Genomic DNA, 17,933 nt, shown 5'->3' with positions numbered 1-17,933 from the left:
ACGCACCTCGTGCCTGTTTGGTTAGGGGATTAGGGAAGGCGCAGAAGTATAAGGGCTCCTCTGCTCTCTATGAAGTCCTTTTGAACAAAAAATGATCAACTGCAGACTTGGTGGCATCAGGTAATAGAAACAATAAGGAAGAAATATATAAAAGCTTGTTAATGCGATTATAGATGGTGAGCCTATTTTCTGTGGATAACATGCGCTTGCCTTTACCCACAGGGCATTACAGCCAATGATAAGTCAGAGGAGAACCTGTCACTCTCCTTATCGAAAGCTCGTGAGTAGCTGTGGATAATTAGGGAGGTTACCAACAGACCCTTTTCAGAACAGCTTAAGCCCTGACTTCTGCCCAGACCTCAGCTAGGGTTATCAACAGGCAAAAAAAAGCCCCAGCGGGTAATCCCGTGGGGCTTCCTGAATCGATGAAACGCGGCTATTTGCCGATGCAAAAGCTGGAGAAGATCCTGCCCAGCAGATCATCGGAACTGAACGCTCCTGTAATCTCGCCCAATGCCTGCTGCGCCACTCTTAGGTCTTCCGCCAAGAGCTCCCCAGAGCCATTCACTACGAGTTGCTGGTGCCCGTGCTCCAGATAATGACGGGCTATGTGTAACGCTTCGAGATGACGTTGGCGTGCGCTAAAACTGCTTTCGGCAGTCTGCTCAAATCCAACGCAGGTTTTGAGGTGCTCTCGAAGATGCTCGATGCCCTCACCCGTCATTGCACTAAGGCTTAAGGTATGAATACCTTCTGAGGTTTCCTGAAGCACGATAGGTTCACCCGACAGATCAGCTTTGTTTCGGATAACTGTTACTTTGTTTTGATCAGGTCGCTGTGACAGAAACTCTGGCCAAAGTGCATCGGGATTCCGAGCCTCGGGTGCCGTGGAATCTACCACCAGCAGTATCCGGTCGGCGCTCTCAATAGCACTCAGGGCGCGCTGTACGCCGATCTGCTCAACCCGATCGGTAGTGTCCCGTAATCCCGCCGTGTCGATGACATGTAATGGCATACCGTCGATATGGATGTGCTCGCGTAAGACATCGCGGGTCGTGCCTGCAATGTCCGTCACGATGGCAGCTTCATGGCCTGCCAGCGCGTTGAGAAGACTCGACTTTCCTGCGTTGGGTCGTCCAGCAATCACCACCGTCATGCCATCGCGTAACAGTGCGCCACGACCGGCTTCTTTTTCTACCTGCGCCAGTTCCTGGCGCACACCGTTGAGCAGGCCCAGCACATGGCCATCCGCCAGGAAGTCGATTTCCTCTTCGGGAAAGTCGATGGCTGCCTCCACGTAAATCCGCAACTGGATCAGTTGTTCCGTCAGGCTTTCTACTCGCTTGGAGAATGCCCCTTGCAATGAACGTAGCGCATTACGGGCAGCTTGCTCGGAACTCGCCTCGATGAGGTCGGCGATAGCTTCTGCCTGGGCAAGGTCCAGCTTATCGTTGAGAAAGGCACGTTCGCTGAACTCTCCCGGACGGGCTGAACGCGCACCTACCGCAATGACAGCCTTGAGCAGTAAATCCAGAACGACTGGACCGCCATGGCCTTGGAGCTCGAGAACGTCCTCGCCTGTAAAAGAGTGGGGTCCTGGGAAGAACAAGGCGATTCCCTCATCAAGGGTAAGACCAGCGCTATCCCTGAAGGGACCATAATGAGCATGGCGAGGTGTTAACGAGCCACCACAGATTGTTTCTGCGATGGTTCTTACCGCAGGTCCGGAAACTCTGACAATACCTACCCCACCTCGGCCTGTGGCTGTAGCGATGGCAGCAATGGTGTCTTGAATCGGATTCATTTTTCATTCTCCAGAATGCACAACGCCCCTCGAAAGGGGCGCTGTGTAAAGCGTAAGGCTATCAGGCCGGTTTGGCAGTGCCATTGATCCGACGATTGATATACCACTGTTGCGCGATCGACAGGCAGTTGTTCACGATCCAGTACAGCACCAAGCCAGACGGGAACCACAGGAAGAAGAAGGTAAAGATAATGGGCATCATCTTCATCATCTTGGCCTGCATGGGGTCCGGAGGCGTGGGGTTCAACATTTGCTGAACCAGCATGGTACCGCCCATAAGGATCGGCAGGATGAAGAAAGGATCCTTGGACGAAAGGTCAGTGATCCAGAACATCCAGGGGGACTGGCGCATTTCCACACTCTCCAGCAGAACCCAGTACAAGGCCAGGAATACCGGCATCTGTACGAGGATCGGCAGGCAGCCACCCAGCGGATTGATCTTCTCCTTGCGGTACAGCTCCATCATCGCCTGGGACATCTTCTGGCGATCATCACCATACTGTTCCTTCAACGCCTGAAGACGCGGAGAAACTGCACGCATGCGAGCCATGGAACGGTAGCTGGCTGCAGAAAGCGGGAAGAAAATAGCCTTGATGATGATAGTCAACACGATGATCGACCATCCCCAGTTTCCAAGGATGCTGTGGATATGTTGCAGCAGCCAGAAGATCGGCTGGGCAATGAACCACAAGAAACCATAGTCGACGGTCAATTCAAGACCTGGGGACAACTCTTTCAGATATTCCTGCAGCTTCGGACCGGCATAAAGGGTTGCCGATGTTTCTACCTGGGTACCCGGTGCTACGCTAAGCTGCGGACCGGTAAAGCCCACCAGATAATTGCCCTGGCTGTCCTTGCGACCCTGGATCTGGTGCTGCTCATCCTTGTTGGGCACCCAAGCCGTCACGAAGTAGTGCTGCAACCAGGCGACCCAACCGCCCTTGGCCGTTTCCTGCAGAGCCTGCTTGTCGATATCTTTCATCGACACCTTGCGATATTGCTCCTCCGGCGTTCCGACAGCAGCGCCCAGGTAAGTCGAAACCCCTGTGGCTGTTGTGGAAGATGGATCACCACTGGAGTCACGCTTCAGCTGTGCATAGAAAATACCATTCCAGTTCTGGCTGCTCTGGTTGTCGATGACATAGCTGACCTGCACCTGATAGGCATTGGGGTTGATGCAGGAAATTTTCTTCTGTGCCTTTTCGGTATCCGAGCAATCAAGCTTCAGGCCGCGATGGAAGGTAAAGCGCTTGACATAGTTGACGCCGTTTTCAGCAAAGTTCAGATCGACAGTCAGTTGATCCTGACCGTCTGCCAATACGTAGTTCTGCTGTGCACTCTGATAAACAGGGCGGCCTGTCTGACGTGCGTCCGGACCGTTGGATCCAGTTAAACCACTTTGCGCCAGATACAAACGTTCGTTGCCATTATCAAACAGGGTGAAGGGTACATCCGGATGATCCTGGCGACGTGGATACTGGACAAGTCCCAATTTGACGATGTCACCACCACGGGGATCAATCGTGACATCCATGACATCCGTACGGACATGAATGGGTTGACCATTGCCACTTACAGTCTGCGGAGCCGTTCCGTTCGTCGAGCTTTCGCCTGCAACGGTTGGAACATCGGCCGCAGCAGTATTGCCTGTTGGCGTGTCAGTCGGCAGCGCCGCAGCGGAGGATTGTGCTGAAGAAGGCGTTTCGGGCTGGCCGTAATCCTTATTCCATTGCAACACCGCTGTGTAAGACACAATCGCTAGAGCGGCGATGAGAAACGTGCGCTTTATATCCATGATTACTCGGCCATCTAAGAGGTCGGTGCTTGGGATGGGTCTGCTGGTACCGGATCATATCCATCAGCGAGCCTGAAATGGCAAAGACGCCATTGGCGCATTGCCATCCAGCCATCGTGCAAGAAATTGCACAGCGCAATCACTTGGGACGTATGGTTTGAACAACTGGGATAGAAACGGCAATGAGATGCCATCATCGGTGTGATGACATAACGGTAGAAGCGGATAAGCAGCAGAGCCGGCTTACGCATAAGAACCGTTTGCCTGTTTCGAATGTTCGGAAGGATCGGTCTTTTGTAGCTGTTTACGTGCCAGACGATTCCAGAGTTTGCCCAAGTGCTGATGCAAGTCGGGATTCTCAATATCACCGAAGCCTTTACGTGCAATCACAACGATATCCAGACCTTCAAGCATATGCTGATGGTGACGAAAGGAATCTCGAAGGACACGCTTGAGCCGGTTACGCTCGACTGACAGCTTGACGCTCTTCTTACCTATCACCAGCCCGAGGCGGGCATGCGACAAGCCATTCTGACGTACAAGCAGAAGAACACTATTACCAGGAACCTTGATAGTGGGAGAGTCGAAGACATTTTGAAACTGTCTTGAAGTCAGAAGCCGTTTTTCGCGGCTGAAGTCTCGACTCACCACCTGTACCGGGACTATCAGACTGCCAGACGCTTACGGCCTTTGGCACGGCGACGGGACAGAACCTGACGGCCATTCTTGGTAGCCATACGAGCACGGAAACCGTGAGTACGGGCGCGCTTCAGAGTACTGGGTTGGAAAGTGCGTTTCATGGTCATTTACCTAGGTGTGAACGAAGCGAGGCGAAATCACCCCGTTTAAATAGACCGGCGATTCTAGAGAAAGCCAGTGAATAGGTCAATTTCCATACAGCACCGGTTGTCAATAAAAATTCAGCAAAAAACAACAAAAGAACGAATTAAAAAGAAGATAGATGCAGTGTTAATGTATATAGAAGGCCTTTCCTGTGGATAAGAGCGTGAAGGCTCCATTCCTGCTCACGTCTGTCATTGTATAACTATGCGGTAAAGCCGTCGAACTGCTGTGCTGCGCCTGGATACTGACTGTGGATATCTAAGGCACTTAGCCACAGCTGAGTTATCAACAAGCAGTTACCCTACGAACAAACCGCTTTCGAACTGCGCTTATCCACAGCAAAGATTTTTTGATTTTTCGCGCTCTATTTAACTGATTGAATGGTTGATGTGGATAAGTGACAGGGGCGACGTTACAATGTCGTGCTGCATTCACCTTTGCCTGAACACGTTGCTTCTTTATATACAGAGGCAATAACAGGGTGACTTTCTTTCTGGAGTGACTGTGTCAGTTGAACTTTGGCAGCGCTGTGTCGATGTACTGCGCGATGAGCTGCCTTCTCAGCAATTCAATACTTGGATTCGCCCTCTGCAAATAGAAGCAGAAGGAGCCGAGCTACGCGTTTATGCGCCGAATCGGTTCGTACTGGATTGGGTAAATGAAAAGTACGTTAGCCGGTTGCTTGAGCTGCTTGAGGAGCAATCCGATGATGGGTTGGTACCCGAGCTGACTCTGCTGATTGGAAGTCGCAAGAGCAGCAAACCTACGCGAGCGCCTTCCATGACGGCGCCGCCTGCTCCTGTCGCATCCACTACACCTTCATTACCTGAGTCTACGGGTCGAGATTCGGTTGCCGAGCCTGAAACATCAGTGCAGCAGATCGAGATGCCGATCGCTGATGATGCCGATCCGCAGCCAGCGCCTCTGGTCGCCAACAAGACCGAGCGCAACGTTCAGGTAGAAGGGGCGCTCAAGCATACGAGCTACCTCAATCGTACTTTTACTTTCGAGAATTTTGTCGAGGGTAAGTCCAACCAGCTGGCTCGTGCTGCAGCCTGGCAGGTTGCGGACAACCCCAAGCATGGATACAACCCTCTCTTCCTTTATGGAGGGGTTGGCTTGGGCAAGACGCACCTCATGCATGCAGTGGGAAACCATCTGCTCAAGCGTAATCCCAATGCCAAGATTGTGTATCTGCATTCGGAGCGTTTCGTGGCTGACATGGTGAAAGCCCTGCAGTTGAACGCCATCAATGAATTCAAGCGTTTTTATCGCTCCGTTGATGCCCTGCTGATCGACGATATCCAGTTCTTCGCACGCAAGGAGCGTTCACAGGAAGAATTCTTCCATACGTTCAACGCCCTGCTTGAAGGCGGACAGCAGGTTATTCTGACAAGTGATCGTTACCCCAAGGAAATCGATGGGCTTGAAGAACGCCTCAAGTCCCGTTTCGGCTGGGGGCTGACAGTGGCTGTCGAACCGCCTGAGCTGGAAACGCGAGTGGCCATTCTCATGAAGAAGGCAGACCAGGCGAAGGTAGACCTTCCCCATGACGCTGCCTTCTTTATCGCCCAGCGGATTCGCTCGAACGTTCGAGAGCTTGAGGGTGCACTCAAGCGTGTCATCGCCCATGCTCATTTCATGGGGCGAGAAATTACGATCGAGCTGATTCGCGAGTCGCTCAAGGATCTGCTGGCGCTTCAGGACAAACTGGTCAGCATTGAAAATATCCAGCGAACGGCTGCTGAATATTACAAGATCAAGATCGCCGATCTGTTGTCGAAGCGACGTTCTCGTTCCGTTGCTCGTCCTCGCCAAGTGGCGATGGCCCTGTCGAAGGAATTGACCAATCACAGCCTGCCAGAAATAGGTGATGCCTTTGGCGGGCGCGATCACACGACAGTGCTGCACGCTTGTCGTAAGATTGCCGAACTCAGAGAGTCCGACGCTGATATTCGCGAGGACTACAAAAATCTATTGCGCACACTGACGACCTGATCAGAAGCACTTGGCAAGGGACAAGACCATGCATTTCACTATTCAACGCGAAGCCTTGTTGAAACCATTGCAGCTCGTGGCTGGTGTCGTGGAGCGTCGGCAGACATTACCGGTGCTGTCCAACGTGCTGCTGGTGGTCCAGGGCCAGGAACTGTCCTTGACAGGTACTGACCTTGAGGTTGAGCTGATCGGCCGTGTAACGCTCGAAGACAAAGCTGAGCCTGGCGAGATTACCGTACCGGCTCGCAAACTCATGGATATTTGCAAGAGTTTGCCAAGCGATGCCCTGATCGATATCCGGACCGATGAGCAGAAGCTGCTCGTCAAAGCTGGCCGCAGTCGCTTTACATTATCCACATTGCCGGCCAATGACTTCCCTACCGTTGAGGAAGGTCCCGGATCAATGAGCTTCAGCCTGCCGCAAAGCAAGTTGCGCCGTCTTATCGACCGCACTGGATTTGCCATGGCTCAGCAGGATGTCCGTTACTATCTGAACGGTATGCTGCTTGAGGTCAGCGAAGGCCATTTGCGCGCAGTTGCGACCGATGGGCACCGTCTTGCCATGTGCGTACAGGAAGCGGGAATCCAGTACGAAGGTCGTCATCAGGTAATTGTGCCGCGTAAAGGTATCCTGGAGTTGTCACGGTTGCTGCTCGAGCCTGAGGAGCCGGTCAATGTTACGTTGGGCCAGCACCACATTCGAGCGACGACCGCTGACTTTACCTTTACTTCAAAGCTAGTCGATGGGAAATTCCCTGACTACGAGCGTGTACTGCCACGCAACGGTGACAAGGTTCTGACTGGTGAGCGTCAGCTGTTAAGGGAGGCGTTCAGCCGTACGGCTATCCTTTCTAATGAAAAGTACCGTGGTATTCGCCTCCAGCTGGTAACCGATCAGCTGAAGATCCAGGCTAACAACCCTGAACAGGAAGAAGCTGAAGAAGAGTTGCAGGTGGATTATGCTGGTGCCGATCTGGAAATCGGATTCAACGTAAGCTATTTGCTCGACGTACTGGGCGTCATGACGACGGACCAGGTACGCATCACCCTTTCCGATTCCAATAGCAGTGCGTTGGTTCAGGAAGCCGGCAATGACGAGTCCTCTTACGTCATCATGCCGATGCGTCTGTAATCTCGAGGCGCGATGTCCCTTATCCGCTTGACCGTCACCGCTGTGCGTAACCTGCACACGGTGACGCTGACGCCTTCCCCGCGGATCAATATCCTCTACGGCGACAACGGTAGCGGCAAGACCAGTGTATTGGAGAGTATCCATCTGCTAGGACTTGCTCGCTCGTTTCGTAGCACCCGACTGTCACCCGTTATCCAGAACGAGCAAGCCGCCTGTACGGTCTTTGGCCAGGTCAGCTTGCCTAGTGATGGCGTCAGTAGTCTAGGCGTCCAGCGTGAGCGTAATGGTGATTTCACTATTCGTATCGATGGGCAGAATGCTCGAAGTACAGCCCAACTTGCTGAAACTCTGCCGATTCAGCTGATCAATCCTGACAGTTTTCGATTGCTTGAAGGAAGCCCAAAGATCAGGCGGCAGTTTATAGACTGGGGTGTGTTCCACGTGGAACCGCGTTTTCTACAAGTGTGGCAAAGACTTCAGAAAGCGCTAAGACAGCGGAACTCATGGCTGCGACATGGTAAAATGGATCCTGCCTCGCAACAGGCGTGGGACAGAGAACTGACGCAAGCCAGCAACGAAATCGATGCGTTTCGGCGAGCCTATATTACAGAGCTCAAACCTGAGTTTCAGGCTGCTCTGGAAGAGCTGGTCGATATTGAAAACCTGACGTTCAGTTATTACCGCGGCTGGGACAAAGACCGCGAGCTGCAGGATGTGTTGACGGCGTCCTTGACCCGAGACATGCAGCTTGGACATACGCAGGCCGGTCCGCAGAGAGCCGATCTACGAATTAGGCTAGGTAGCCACAACGCGGCAGATATCCTGTCGCGTGGCCAGCAAAAACTGGTGGTCTGTGCATTGAGAATTGCACAGGGAAGATTAATCAATCGAGTCAAGCGCGGCCAGTGTGTCTATCTGGTAGATGATTTGCCTTCCGAATTGGATGAACAGCACCGCAAGGCATTATGCCGTTTGCTGGAAGGCCTTAACTGCCAGATCTTCATCACGTGTGTCGAGAAAGAATCATTGGAATCCAACTGGCAAGACGACACGCCAGTGGCCCTGTTCCATGTTGAACAGGGATCCATTACGCAGACCCCAAGCGTTGGGAGTAAAGCATGAGCGAGAACCAGACTTACGATTCCTCCAGTATTAAGGTACTGAAGGGACTGGATGCAGTTCGCAAGCGTCCGGGAATGTACATCGGCGATACCGATGACGGTACCGGCTTGCATCACATGGTATTCGAAGTTGTCGATAACTCTATCGACGAAGCCCTGGCGGGGCATTGTGATGAAATTACCATTACGATCCACACGGATGAGTCCATAACCGTCCGCGACAATGGACGTGGAATTCCGGTCGATATCCACAAGGAAGAAGGCGTTTCGGCAGCCGAAGTCATCATGACGGTACTGCACGCAGGCGGTAAGTTCGACGATAACACTTACAAAGTATCCGGCGGCTTGCACGGTGTAGGTGTGTCCGTTGTAAACGCTTTGTCTGAAGAGCTGCGCCTGACGATCCGTCGACTCGGTCAGGTTTGGGAACAGGTCTATGTCCACGGCGTTCCGCAGGAGCCTCTTAAGGCGATTGGTGAAACGGACGGGACCGGCACTCAAATCCATTTCAAGCCGTCAGCCGAGACCTTCAGTAACATCCATTTCAGCTGGGATATTCTGGCCAAGCGATTGCGCGAACTGTCCTTTCTGAACTCGGGCGTGGGCATTCTGCTGCGAGACGAGCGCTCGGGCAAGGAGGAGATGTTCAAGTACGAAGGCGGACTGCGCGCATTCGTTGATTATCTCAACACTAACAAAACGCCTGTCAATCAGGTGTTCCACTTCAACGTAGGTGACCGCGAAGACGGTATCGGCGTGGAAGTGGCGTTGCAGTGGAATGACAGTTTCAACGAAAACATTCTCTGCTTTACCAACAACATTCCTCAGCGTGATGGCGGTACTCACCTTGCCGGTTTCCGTTCAGCGCTGACCCGTAACCTGAACACCTATATCGAGGCGGAAGGACTGGCCAAGAAGTTCAAGGTTGCGACTACAGGTGACGATGCGCGTGAAGGCTTGACGGCAATTATTTCCGTTAAGGTTCCGGATCCCAAGTTCTCTTCCCAGACGAAGGATAAATTGGTTTCTTCTGAAGTGAAGACTGCAGTAGAACAGGAAATGGGTAAGCAATTCGCTGATTTCCTGCTCGAAAATCCCGGTGAAGCCAAAGCGGTTGTCGGCAAGATGATCGATGCGGCACGCGCTCGTGAAGCGGCGCGCAAGGCACGCGAAATGACCCGCCGTAAGGGCGCTCTGGATATCGCAGGTCTGCCCGGTAAGCTGGCAGACTGTCAGGAAAAGGACCCTGCCCTGTCAGAACTGTACATCGTGGAGGGTGACTCCGCAGGCGGTTCGGCGAAGCAAGGCCGTAACCGCCGTACGCAAGCCATTCTTCCACTAAAGGGCAAGATCCTGAACGTGGAGAAGGCGCGCTTTGACAAGATGCTGTCTTCTGCTGAAGTCGGTACGCTGATTACAGCGCTGGGCTGCGGCATTGGCCGTGAAGAATTCAACATCGATAAGCTGCGTTATCACAATATCATCATCATGACCGATGCTGATGTTGACGGCTCGCACATCCGTACGCTGCTCTTGACGTTCTTCTTCCGTCAGATGCCCCTGTTGATCGAGCGTGGTTATATCTATATCGCTCAGCCTCCGCTGTATAAGGTCAAGCGTGGCAAGCAGGAGCAATACATCAAGGACGACGAGGCGATGGAGGAATACCTCACGCAGACCGCCCTTGAAGATGCCAGCCTGCACGTGAATGAGCATGCTCCAGGACTTTCCGGCGTTGAGCTGGAGAAAATGGTGAACAGCTATCGTACGGTGATGAAGTCACTCAAGCGGCTGTCCCGCCTGTATCCGTCGGATATCAGCGAGCACATGCTTTACCTGCCTCGTGTTGAATTGGAGCAACTGGCTGACCAAGCGGCGATGAACGTATGGATCGACATGCTGCGTACGCGTCTGAAGACCAATGAGCGCTCCGGTCTTGCCTACGAAGTCAACTTGCGTGAAGACCGCGAACGTCATCTTTGGCTGCCAGAGGTTGAGACCAAAGCGCACGGGCTCTCAAGTTATGTCACCTTCAACCGGGATTTCTTCGGTAGCAATGACTATCGTCAGATCACGACGCTGGGCGCTCAGATCAACAACCTGCTTGAAGACAGCGCTTATGTGAAGCGTGGCGAGCGCCGCAAGGCAGTCTCTACTTTCCGTGAAGCTCTTGAGTGGCTAATGGGCGAGACAGCGAAACGCTACAGCATCCAGCGCTATAAGGGCTTGGGCGAGATGAATCCGGATCAGTTGTGGGAAACCACAATGGATCCGAATGTACGTCGCATGTTGCGTGTCACGATTGAAGACGCTATTGCTGCTGACCAGATCTTTAATACCCTGATGGGCGATCAGGTAGAGCCGCGTCGCGACTTTATTGAAAGCAATGCCCTGGCAGTATCGAACCTGGACGTCTGACCGCTACGTAACAAACAAAAGGCCAACGGAAACGTTGGCCTTTTTTATTGTGGTTAACTTTAACAGCACCAATACCATGCGTTGATTTTCCACAGCTGTGTTGGAAATCTGCTGGTAACACAGCTTGTGTATATCTCAAAGTTATACACAGTCGAGTTAACACATGTCTTCTCTTCCCTTGTTGAAAACACATCGTTTGCAGCTAAGGCCGTATGTCCCTGCCGATGCGCCTTTTCATTATCTGCTGGCTGACAATCCCGATATTGCTTCCATGACCGGGACGCTGCCCTCGCCTTATACCCTTGAACTGGCAGAGCACTGGATCTCCAATCATGAACGTTGGTTTATGGAAGGACGAAGCCTTAATCTGGCCGTTGTGCTTCAAGAACATGCTGCATTGATTGGAACGATAAGCCTGAGCGGTTTCGGCTCTCCTCATCGGAAAGCTGGCTTGGCTTACTGGATAGGCAAAGCCTACTGGAATCAGGGCTACTGCAGTGAGGCAGCAAGGGTGGTAATTGAATATGGTTTTACTACGCTTGGACTCAATCGGATCTTCGGCGAGTGCTTCAAGCGAAACCGCGCATCTATCAGAGTGCTGGAAAAGCTAGGCATGAGCTATGAAGGGTGCCGGCGCGAAGATATGCACAAGGCAGAGCAATTCGAGGATGTGATGATGTATGGCTTGCTTCGAAAGGAATGGAAACAGACCTCTGTATAGTTTTCATCTGTGCATAAAAAACCCGGTTATCCCGGGTTTTGTTTTTTGACCTGATCAACTATTAGTGGCGGGCCTGACTGGAGGCTCAGTTAACGCTGAGTTATGCACAGGTGATATAGAGGCCAGCGCTTGATCGATAAAGGACTGACTACGCGTATTAAGGTCTACAATCGCACGGGGATCAGAACCATTGGGCGATAGGGCCGGACCAATAATCACTTTGATGGTGCCGGGACGCTTGACCCAGCTCTTGTTTGGCCAGTATTCACCGGCGTTGTGAGCGATAGGCAGTACCGGCACGTTCAACGCACAAGCCAGCGCAGCGCCACCGCGAGAAAACTTGCCAGTCTCTCCCGGCGATACACGAGTACCTTGGGGAAAAATCAGTACCCAGCAGCCTTGCTTGATGTAACGTCCGCCTTGTTCGGTAATCTGCTGAAGGGCAACCTTGCCATTGTTTCTATCGATAGCGATTGGCTTGAGCAAAGCAAAAGCCCAGCCGAAGAACGGTACCTTGAGCAACTCGCGCTTGATTACCTGCGAGGTGGGTTCAAACAGGGCAGACAGGAAAAAGGTTTCCCAGGTGCTCTGGTGGTTGGCAATGATGATGCAGGGTGTCTTGGGAATATTCTCAAGCCCTGAAATCTCATAACGGATACCGCAAATCACCTTGGCCAGCCAAACGGCAAAACCCGTCCAGGCCTTGACGATAAAGCGATAGCGCGCTCGATAGGAAAGCAGCGGAGCGACCAGCAGGGATACACACGACCAGATGATGCCGCTGGTGCCAAGGAGAATATAGAAGATCACAGTACGCAGGACGCGCATGGATTAGTCCTGTAGGAGATGTTGTACAACAGCCGCCAGATCGGGAAAGACCTGTGTTCCTTCCGGGAGCGGCTTCTGCAAGGTTCGCTCACCCTTCCCTGTTTTCACAAGGTAAGGCGTACAGCCCACGGCAATACCAGCGGTCAGATCACGCAGGCTGTCGCCGACCACAGGAACCCCGGTCAGGTCGGTCATGCCGTAATGCTGTGCCACCTGGCGGAACATACCCGGGCTTGGCTTGCGACAGCCACAGCCGTCATCCGGGCCGTGGGCGCAGTGAACGATCAGATCGACATGGCCGCCCTGCCCGCTCACCAGCTGCCTGAGTTTTTCGTGCATGGCCTCCAGTGTCTCGCCATCGAACAGCCCGCGCGCAATACCAGACTGGTTGGTGGCAATCGCCACCTTCCAGCCGGCTTGGCTCAATCGGGCCATGGCTTCGATACTGCCCGGGATCGGAATCCATTCCTCGACCGATTTAACAAACGCGTCGGAATCCTGATTGATGACGCCATCCCGGTCCAGCACGATCAGCTTCATATCGATCAACCCAGCAACGAGATATCGGCAATGCCCAGGAACAGCGCCCTTAGACGTGCCAGGAGCGCGTAGCGGTTTGCGCGGATATGCTCGTCTTCAGCGTTTACTAGTACCTGATCAAAGAAGCTATCGACCGGTTCACGTAGACTTGCCAGGCGGTTGAGTGCTTCGCGGTAGTTACGTGCCAGTGACAGCGGCTCGACGTTCTGCTCGGCATCAGTGATTGCTTCGAGCAATACCCGCTCGGCGTCGTGTTCGAAGAGCTTGGCATCGACCTGGGCCAGTACCATGCCTTCGGCCTTGCCCAGAAGGTTGGATACACGCTTGTTGGCTGCTGCCAGCGAAGCGGCTTCCGGCAAGCCACGGAAAGCCTGAACGGCCTGCACTCGCTGATCAAAGTCCAGTGCCGAGTTGGGTTTCAGGGCGCGTACAGACAGATAGACTTCAGCGGCAACGCCTTCATCCTCATAGCGCGCGCGCAGGCGGTCAAAGATGAAATCCTGTACCTGCTGAGCCAGATCGCCCGCTTTGACCTTATCACCGTACAGTTCGATGGCCTTGTCGATCGCAGCCGGAATACTGAGGTCCAGCTGTTTTTCGATCAGGATGCGTAGCACACCCAGGGCCTGACGGCGCAGGGCGAACGGGTCCTTGCTACCGGTGGGCAGCATGCCGATGCCGAAGATACCAACCAGGGTATCGAACTTGTCTGCCAATGCAACAGCGGCGCCTGTAGCGGTACGAGGCAATTCAGCTCCTGCACCGCGGGGCATGTATTGTTCGTTCAACGCGTGCGCAACGTCTTCGGCTTCACCGCCATGCAGTGCATAGTAATAGCCGGCGACGCCCTGCATTTCAGGGAATTCACCTACCATTTCGGTAGCCAGATCGCACTTGGCCAGGATGCCTGCACGTGCTGCTTTCTCTACGTCGCTGCCCAGTTGTTCGGCGATATATGCTGCCAGCTGGGAAACACGCTCGGACTTCTCATAGACAGTGCCAAGTTGAGCCTGGAAGACCACATTCTTCAATCGCTCGTTGAAGTGCTCCAGTGGCTGCTTCTTATCCTGTTTAAAAAAGAATTCGGCATCGGTCAGACGCGGGCGAACAACCTTCTCATTTCCAGAAACGATCTGGGCTGGGTCCTTGCTTTCGACGTTTGCCACCGTGATGAAGCGCGGCAGAAGCTTGCCGTTGGCGTCCAGCAGGCAGAAGTACTTCTGGTTGTCCTGCATGGTGGCGATGAGGGCTTCCTGGGGAACCTCGAGGAAACGTTCCTCAAACGAGCACACCAGTGGTACCGGCCATTCGACGAGTGCAGTCACTTCATCAAGCAGACCTGCCGGCACGACGGCATTGCCCTGCTGCTCGGCAGCCAGCTCATTGACGCGGCGCTCGATCAACGCGCGACGTTCGGCAAAATCGGCCAGCACATAAGCTGCGCGAAGGTCTTCAGCATAGTTGGCGGGAGCCGTGATGTTTACGCTGCCTGGACTATGGAAGCGGTGACCGCGAGATTCGCGGCCGGCTTTCTGGGCCAGGATTTCGCAATCCAGTACGTCATTGCCAAAGAGCATGACGAGCCACTGGGTCGGACGAACAAATTCTTCACGACGGGCGGCCCAGCGCATGCGCTTGGGAATAGGCAGTTCACCCAGGGAAGCTTCAACAATCCCTGGCAACAGGGTGCCGGCTGGTTGACCCTGAATTGTCTGGGAGAAACGAAGCTTCGGACCGCTACGGTCGATTTCGCTGATATCCACGCCGCACTTGCGGGCGAAACCCAGCGCCGCCTGTGTAGGGTTGCCGTCGGCATCAAAGGCTGCTTTGACCGGCGGGCCGTCCAGATTGACGCTGCGATCAGGTTGCTGCTCATCCAGTTGGTTGATCAGCACGGCTAAACGGCGCGGTGCAGCGTAGTAACGGGTACCGCCATAGTTCAGCCCGGCAGCCTTGAGGCCTTTTTCGATACCGGCGAGAAACGCCTCACCCAAGCTTTTCAAGGCTTTGGGTGGCAGCTCTTCAGTACCGAGCTCGACGAGGAAATCCTGGGCGCTCATTGTTCGGCCTCCTTGAGTTTGGCGAGTACTTCGTCACGCAGTTCGGACGTGGCCATGGGGAAGCCAAGGCGTGCGCGGGCCTTCAGGTAGCTGTGCGCCACAGCACGGGCCAGGGTACGAACGCGCAGAATATAGCGCTGGCGCTCGGTTACAGAAATGGCGCGGCGAGCATCCAGCAGGTTGAAGGTATGCGAGGCCTTCAGCACCATTTCATAGGTCGGCAACGGCAATTCGAGCTCAAGCAGGCGGTTGGCTTCCGACTCGTAAAAGTCGAACAGCTCGAACAGCTTGGGCACATTGGCATGCTCGAAGTTGTAGGTGGACTGCTCCACTTCGTTCTGATGGAACACGTCGCCATAGGTCACGGTACCGAATGGACCATCGGTCCAGATCAGGTCATAGACCGAGTCGACGCCCTGCAGGTACATGGCCAGACGTTCCAGGCCATAGGTAATCTCACCGGTCACTGGATAGCACTCGATGCCACCGGCCTGCTGGAAGTACGTGAATTGGGTAACTTCCATGCCGTTCAGCCAGACTTCCCAACCCAGACCCCAGGCACCCAGGGTGGGCGATTCCCAGTTGTCTTCCACGAAGCGGATGTCATGGACGAGCGGGTCAAGGCCGATGGCCTTCAGGGAGCCGAGGTAAAGCTCCTGGAAGTTTTCCGGGTTGGGCTTCAGGACTACCTGGAATTGGTAGTAGTGCTGCAGGCGGTTGGGGTTTTCGCCGTAGCGACCGTCGGTTGGACGGCGGCTGGGTTGTACGTAGGCGGCGTTCCAGGTTTCCGGGCCGATGGCGCGAAGGAACGTGGCGGTATGGAACGTACCGGCGCCGACTTCCATGTCATAGGGCTGCAAAACAACGCAGCCCTGCTCCGCCCAGTAGTTTTGCAGGGCGAGGATCAGATCCTGGAAGGTGCGCACGGCGGGTGGAGTCGAAGTCACGGCGTTCACCTGTGCTGGAGACGGTAAAAGTCAGGCAGTATAACCGATTAGACTCGGATGATATTTAGGTGAACGGCCTGTTCTGACCATTAGGGAGCCCTCATGCCGCGTTGCTACTGGTGTACTGACGATCCGCTGTATATCGCCTACCACGATGAGGAGTGGGGAATACCGCTGAAAGATCCGCAGCGGCTGTTCGAGTTGCTGGTGCTGGAAGGCTTCCAGGCGGGATTATCGTGGATCACCATTCTGAAAAAGCGCGCCCGTTATCGGGAAGTGCTGTTCGGTTTCGATCCTGGGCGACTGGCGGCCATGACCGATGAGGAGATTGAGATACGCATGCAGGATGCAGGCATCATTCGCAACCGGATGAAGCTCAAGGCTGCCCGGCAAAACGCCCAGGCGTGGCTGCGCCTGGAGGATCCGGTGACGTTTCTCTGGTCGTTCGTCGGTGGTGAGCCAAAGATCAACCATTTCCGCGATCGCAGCGAGGTCCCTGCCATCACGCCTGAGGCTGAGGCGATGAGCAAGGCGCTCAGGAAGGCAGGCTTCACGTTTGTCGGCCCGACCATCTGTTATGCCTATATGCAGGCCGCCGGGCTGGTGATGGATCACACGACGGACTGCGACCGTTACGCCGTGTTATGTGGTGATCAGATGCCGAAAGGCTGATCAGCCCCGGCGTGCGGCAGTACAATAGTGGATTTTATGCTTGTGGGAGTTGCTCTTGGAAAAGCTCAAAGGCGCGCTGATTGTCGGCTTCTTGCGTCTGTTGGCCCTATTGCCCTGGTCCATGGTACAGCGGCTGGGTTCCTTCATTGGCTGGTGCATGTGGAAACTGCCGACACGTGCTGGCAAGGTGACCCGGATCAATCTGGCCCATTGTTATCCAGAGCTTGAGGGCGAAGCGCTGGAGCAATTCTCCAAGGAGTGCCTGGCTGGTATCGGCAAGACCCTGACCGAAAGCGCCTGTGCCTGGATCTGGCCAGCAGAGCGCTCGCTCAAGCTGATTCGTGAAGTGGAAGGCATGGACGTGCTGCAGGAGGCATTGGCTTCAGGCGATGGCCTGGTGGGCATTACCAGCCATCTGGGTAACTGGGAGTTGCTCAATCACTTTTATTGCTCCCATGCCAAGCCGATCATTTTCTACCGTCCGCCCAAGCTGAAAGCAGTGGATGAGCTCCTGAAGAAACAGCGGGTTCAACTGGGCAACCGTGTGGCACCTTCTACCCCGGAAGGCATCATCAGTGTGATCAAGGAGGTGCGTCGGGGCGGCGCTGTGGGTATTCCGGCCGATCCCGAGCCTAGCCGAAGTGCGGGGCTGTTCGTGCCCTTCCTCGGCACTACGGCGCTAACCAGCAAATTTGTGCCGTCGCTGTTGGCCAAGGGTAAGGCGCGGGGTGTGTTTTTCCATGCGGTGCGCCTGCCGGATGGCAGTGGCTACAAGGTGATTCTCGAGGCTGCTCCACCGGAAATGTATGACAAGGACCCGGAAGTGTCCGTGGCCGCCATGAGCAAGGCGCTGGAGCGTTACGTCAGTACCTATCCTACGCAATACATGTGGAGCATGAAGCGCTTCAAGAACCGCCCGGATGGCGAGCCTCGCTGGTACTGAGCGTATTCCATGCACTTGTGTGGTCAATCATTGATATTCAGCCAAGTGTGATGCCTGGTATGTTCGGGTTCAGACCAGGCCTTGATACAGGCAAACCGTCTTACTGATCGA

General features: G+C 54.2%; 16 protein-coding genes. 7 read left to right on the top strand and 9 right to left on the bottom strand.

The features are described from left to right. Positions 1–436: 436 nt before the first annotated feature. The 5 genes from mnmE to rpmH form a co-directional block, all read right to left on the bottom strand. Positions 437–1,804, bottom strand: coding sequence for a tRNA uridine-5-carboxymethylaminomethyl(34) synthesis GTPase MnmE (gene mnmE, locus B3729_RS05595; protein WP_286787335.1), 1,368 nt, complete (start codon positions 1,802–1,804; stop codon positions 437–439). Positions 1,805–1,865: 61 nt separating this feature from the next. Then, positions 1,866–3,599, bottom strand: coding sequence for a membrane protein insertase YidC (gene yidC / locus B3729_RS05590; protein ID WP_286787334.1), 1,734 nt, complete (start codon positions 3,597–3,599; stop codon positions 1,866–1,868). Positions 3,600–3,613: 14 nt separating this feature from the next. After that, positions 3,614–3,793 (bottom strand): membrane protein insertion efficiency factor YidD, encoded by a 180-nt coding sequence (yidD, locus tag B3729_RS05585; protein ID WP_376748362.1) that lies wholly within the window; start codon positions 3,791–3,793, stop codon positions 3,614–3,616. 49 nt (positions 3,794–3,842) lie between these two features. Beyond that, positions 3,843–4,250, bottom strand: a complete 408-nt coding sequence (gene rnpA, locus B3729_RS05580) for a ribonuclease P protein component (protein WP_010796342.1) — start codon at positions 4,248–4,250, stop codon at positions 3,843–3,845. A 14-nt stretch (positions 4,251–4,264) separates the two neighbouring features. Continuing rightward, positions 4,265–4,399: a 50S ribosomal protein L34 gene (gene rpmH / locus B3729_RS05575; protein ID WP_010796343.1), complete on the bottom strand. Its 135-nt coding sequence runs from the start codon at positions 4,397–4,399 to the stop codon at positions 4,265–4,267. A 547-nt stretch (positions 4,400–4,946) separates the two neighbouring features. Here rpmH and dnaA point away from each other — a divergent pair. The 5 genes from dnaA (at position 4,947) to B3729_RS05550 (ending at position 11,832) form a co-directional block, all read left to right on the top strand. Further along, positions 4,947–6,440: a chromosomal replication initiator protein DnaA gene (gene dnaA / locus B3729_RS05570; protein ID WP_074820935.1), complete on the top strand. Its 1,494-nt coding sequence runs from the start codon at positions 4,947–4,949 to the stop codon at positions 6,438–6,440. A gap of 28 nt (positions 6,441–6,468) precedes the next feature. After that, a complete protein-coding gene (dnaN, locus tag B3729_RS05565) occupies positions 6,469–7,572 on the top strand; it encodes a DNA polymerase III subunit beta (RefSeq protein ID WP_010796345.1) in 1,104 nt (367 codons plus the stop codon). 12 nt (positions 7,573–7,584) lie between these two features. Next, on the top strand, positions 7,585–8,694 hold the full coding sequence (gene recF / locus B3729_RS05560; RefSeq protein ID WP_019366478.1) for a DNA replication/repair protein RecF: 1,110 nt from the start codon (positions 7,585–7,587) through the stop codon (positions 8,692–8,694). After that, complete coding sequence (gyrB, locus tag B3729_RS05555; RefSeq protein ID WP_010796347.1) at positions 8,691–11,111, top strand: DNA topoisomerase (ATP-hydrolyzing) subunit B; 2,421 nt, start codon at positions 8,691–8,693, stop codon at positions 11,109–11,111. The genes recF and gyrB overlap by 4 nt, the downstream gene beginning before the upstream one ends. A 163-nt stretch (positions 11,112–11,274) precedes the next feature. Beyond that, positions 11,275–11,832 (top strand): GNAT family N-acetyltransferase, encoded by a 558-nt coding sequence (locus B3729_RS05550; protein WP_125888033.1) that lies wholly within the window; start codon positions 11,275–11,277, stop codon positions 11,830–11,832. A 54-nt stretch (positions 11,833–11,886) separates the two neighbouring features. Here the strand turns inward: B3729_RS05550 and B3729_RS05545 are convergent, their stop codons facing one another. The 4 genes from B3729_RS05545 to glyQ are packed head-to-tail and all read right to left on the bottom strand — an operon-like array spanning position 11,887 to position 16,207. Further along, entirely contained in the window at positions 11,887–12,660 is a 774-nt protein-coding gene (locus B3729_RS05545; protein ID WP_286787333.1) for a lysophospholipid acyltransferase family protein, read from the bottom strand. A 3-nt stretch (positions 12,661–12,663) separates the two neighbouring features. Beyond that, on the bottom strand, positions 12,664–13,200 hold the full coding sequence (gene gmhB, locus B3729_RS05540) for a D-glycero-beta-D-manno-heptose 1,7-bisphosphate 7-phosphatase (protein WP_286787332.1): 537 nt from the start codon (positions 13,198–13,200) through the stop codon (positions 12,664–12,666). Between the two features lie 5 nt (positions 13,201–13,205). After that, positions 13,206–15,260, bottom strand: coding sequence for a glycine--tRNA ligase subunit beta (gene glyS, locus B3729_RS05535; protein ID WP_286787331.1), 2,055 nt, complete (start codon positions 15,258–15,260; stop codon positions 13,206–13,208). Further along, positions 15,257–16,207 carry a glycine--tRNA ligase subunit alpha gene (gene glyQ / locus B3729_RS05530; RefSeq protein WP_219651308.1) on the bottom strand — a complete coding sequence of 317 codons (951 nt, stop codon included), beginning with the start codon at positions 16,205–16,207 and terminating at the stop codon, positions 15,257–15,259. The genes glyS and glyQ overlap by 4 nt, the downstream gene beginning before the upstream one ends. A gap of 102 nt (positions 16,208–16,309) precedes the next feature. On the opposite strand from glyQ, the gene B3729_RS05525 reads away from it, so the two are divergent. Further along, positions 16,310–16,879: a DNA-3-methyladenine glycosylase I gene (locus tag B3729_RS05525; RefSeq protein WP_286787330.1), complete on the top strand. Its 570-nt coding sequence runs from the start codon at positions 16,310–16,312 to the stop codon at positions 16,877–16,879. 55 nt (positions 16,880–16,934) lie between these two features. Beyond that, positions 16,935–17,822, top strand: coding sequence for a lysophospholipid acyltransferase (locus tag B3729_RS05520; protein WP_010796354.1), 888 nt, complete (start codon positions 16,935–16,937; stop codon positions 17,820–17,822). Positions 17,823–17,933: the final 111 nt, after the last annotated feature.

The organism is Pseudomonas sp. UBA3149, assembly GCF_002364655.1.
GTDB classification, from domain to species: Bacteria; Pseudomonadota; Gammaproteobacteria; order Pseudomonadales; family Pseudomonadaceae; genus Chryseomonas; species Chryseomonas luteola.
Note: the sequence above shows the minus strand (reverse complement) of the source record. Positions and strands in the feature narration are given on the sequence as shown.

Excerpts from the sequence above, each read along its gene's own strand:
- mnmE (WP_286787335.1), bottom strand. The coding sequence starts at position 1,804 with ATGAATCCGATTCAAGACACCATTGCTGCCATCGCTACAGCCACAGGC.
- yidC (WP_286787334.1), bottom strand. The coding sequence starts at position 3,599 with ATGGATATAAAGCGCACGTTTCTCATCGCCGCTCTAGCGATTGTGTCT.
- yidD (WP_376748362.1), bottom strand. The coding sequence starts at position 3,793 with ATGGCATCTCATTGCCGTTTCTATCCCAGTTGTTCAAACCATACGTCC.
- rpmH (WP_010796343.1), bottom strand. The coding sequence starts at position 4,399 with ATGAAACGCACTTTCCAACCCAGTACTCTGAAGCGCGCCCGTACTCAC.
- dnaN (WP_010796345.1), top strand. The coding sequence starts at position 6,469 with ATGCATTTCACTATTCAACGCGAAGCCTTGTTGAAACCATTGCAGCTC.
- recF (WP_019366478.1), top strand. The coding sequence starts at position 7,585 with ATGTCCCTTATCCGCTTGACCGTCACCGCTGTGCGTAACCTGCACACG.
- gyrB (WP_010796347.1), top strand. The coding sequence starts at position 8,691 with ATGAGCGAGAACCAGACTTACGATTCCTCCAGTATTAAGGTACTGAAG.
- B3729_RS05550 (WP_125888033.1), top strand. The coding sequence starts at position 11,275 with ATGTCTTCTCTTCCCTTGTTGAAAACACATCGTTTGCAGCTAAGGCCG.
- B3729_RS05545 (WP_286787333.1), bottom strand. The coding sequence starts at position 12,660 with ATGCGCGTCCTGCGTACTGTGATCTTCTATATTCTCCTTGGCACCAGC.
- gmhB (WP_286787332.1), bottom strand. The coding sequence starts at position 13,200 with ATGAAGCTGATCGTGCTGGACCGGGATGGCGTCATCAATCAGGATTCC.
- glyS (WP_286787331.1), bottom strand. The coding sequence starts at position 15,260 with ATGAGCGCCCAGGATTTCCTCGTCGAGCTCGGTACTGAAGAGCTGCCA.
- B3729_RS05525 (WP_286787330.1), top strand. The coding sequence starts at position 16,310 with ATGCCGCGTTGCTACTGGTGTACTGACGATCCGCTGTATATCGCCTAC.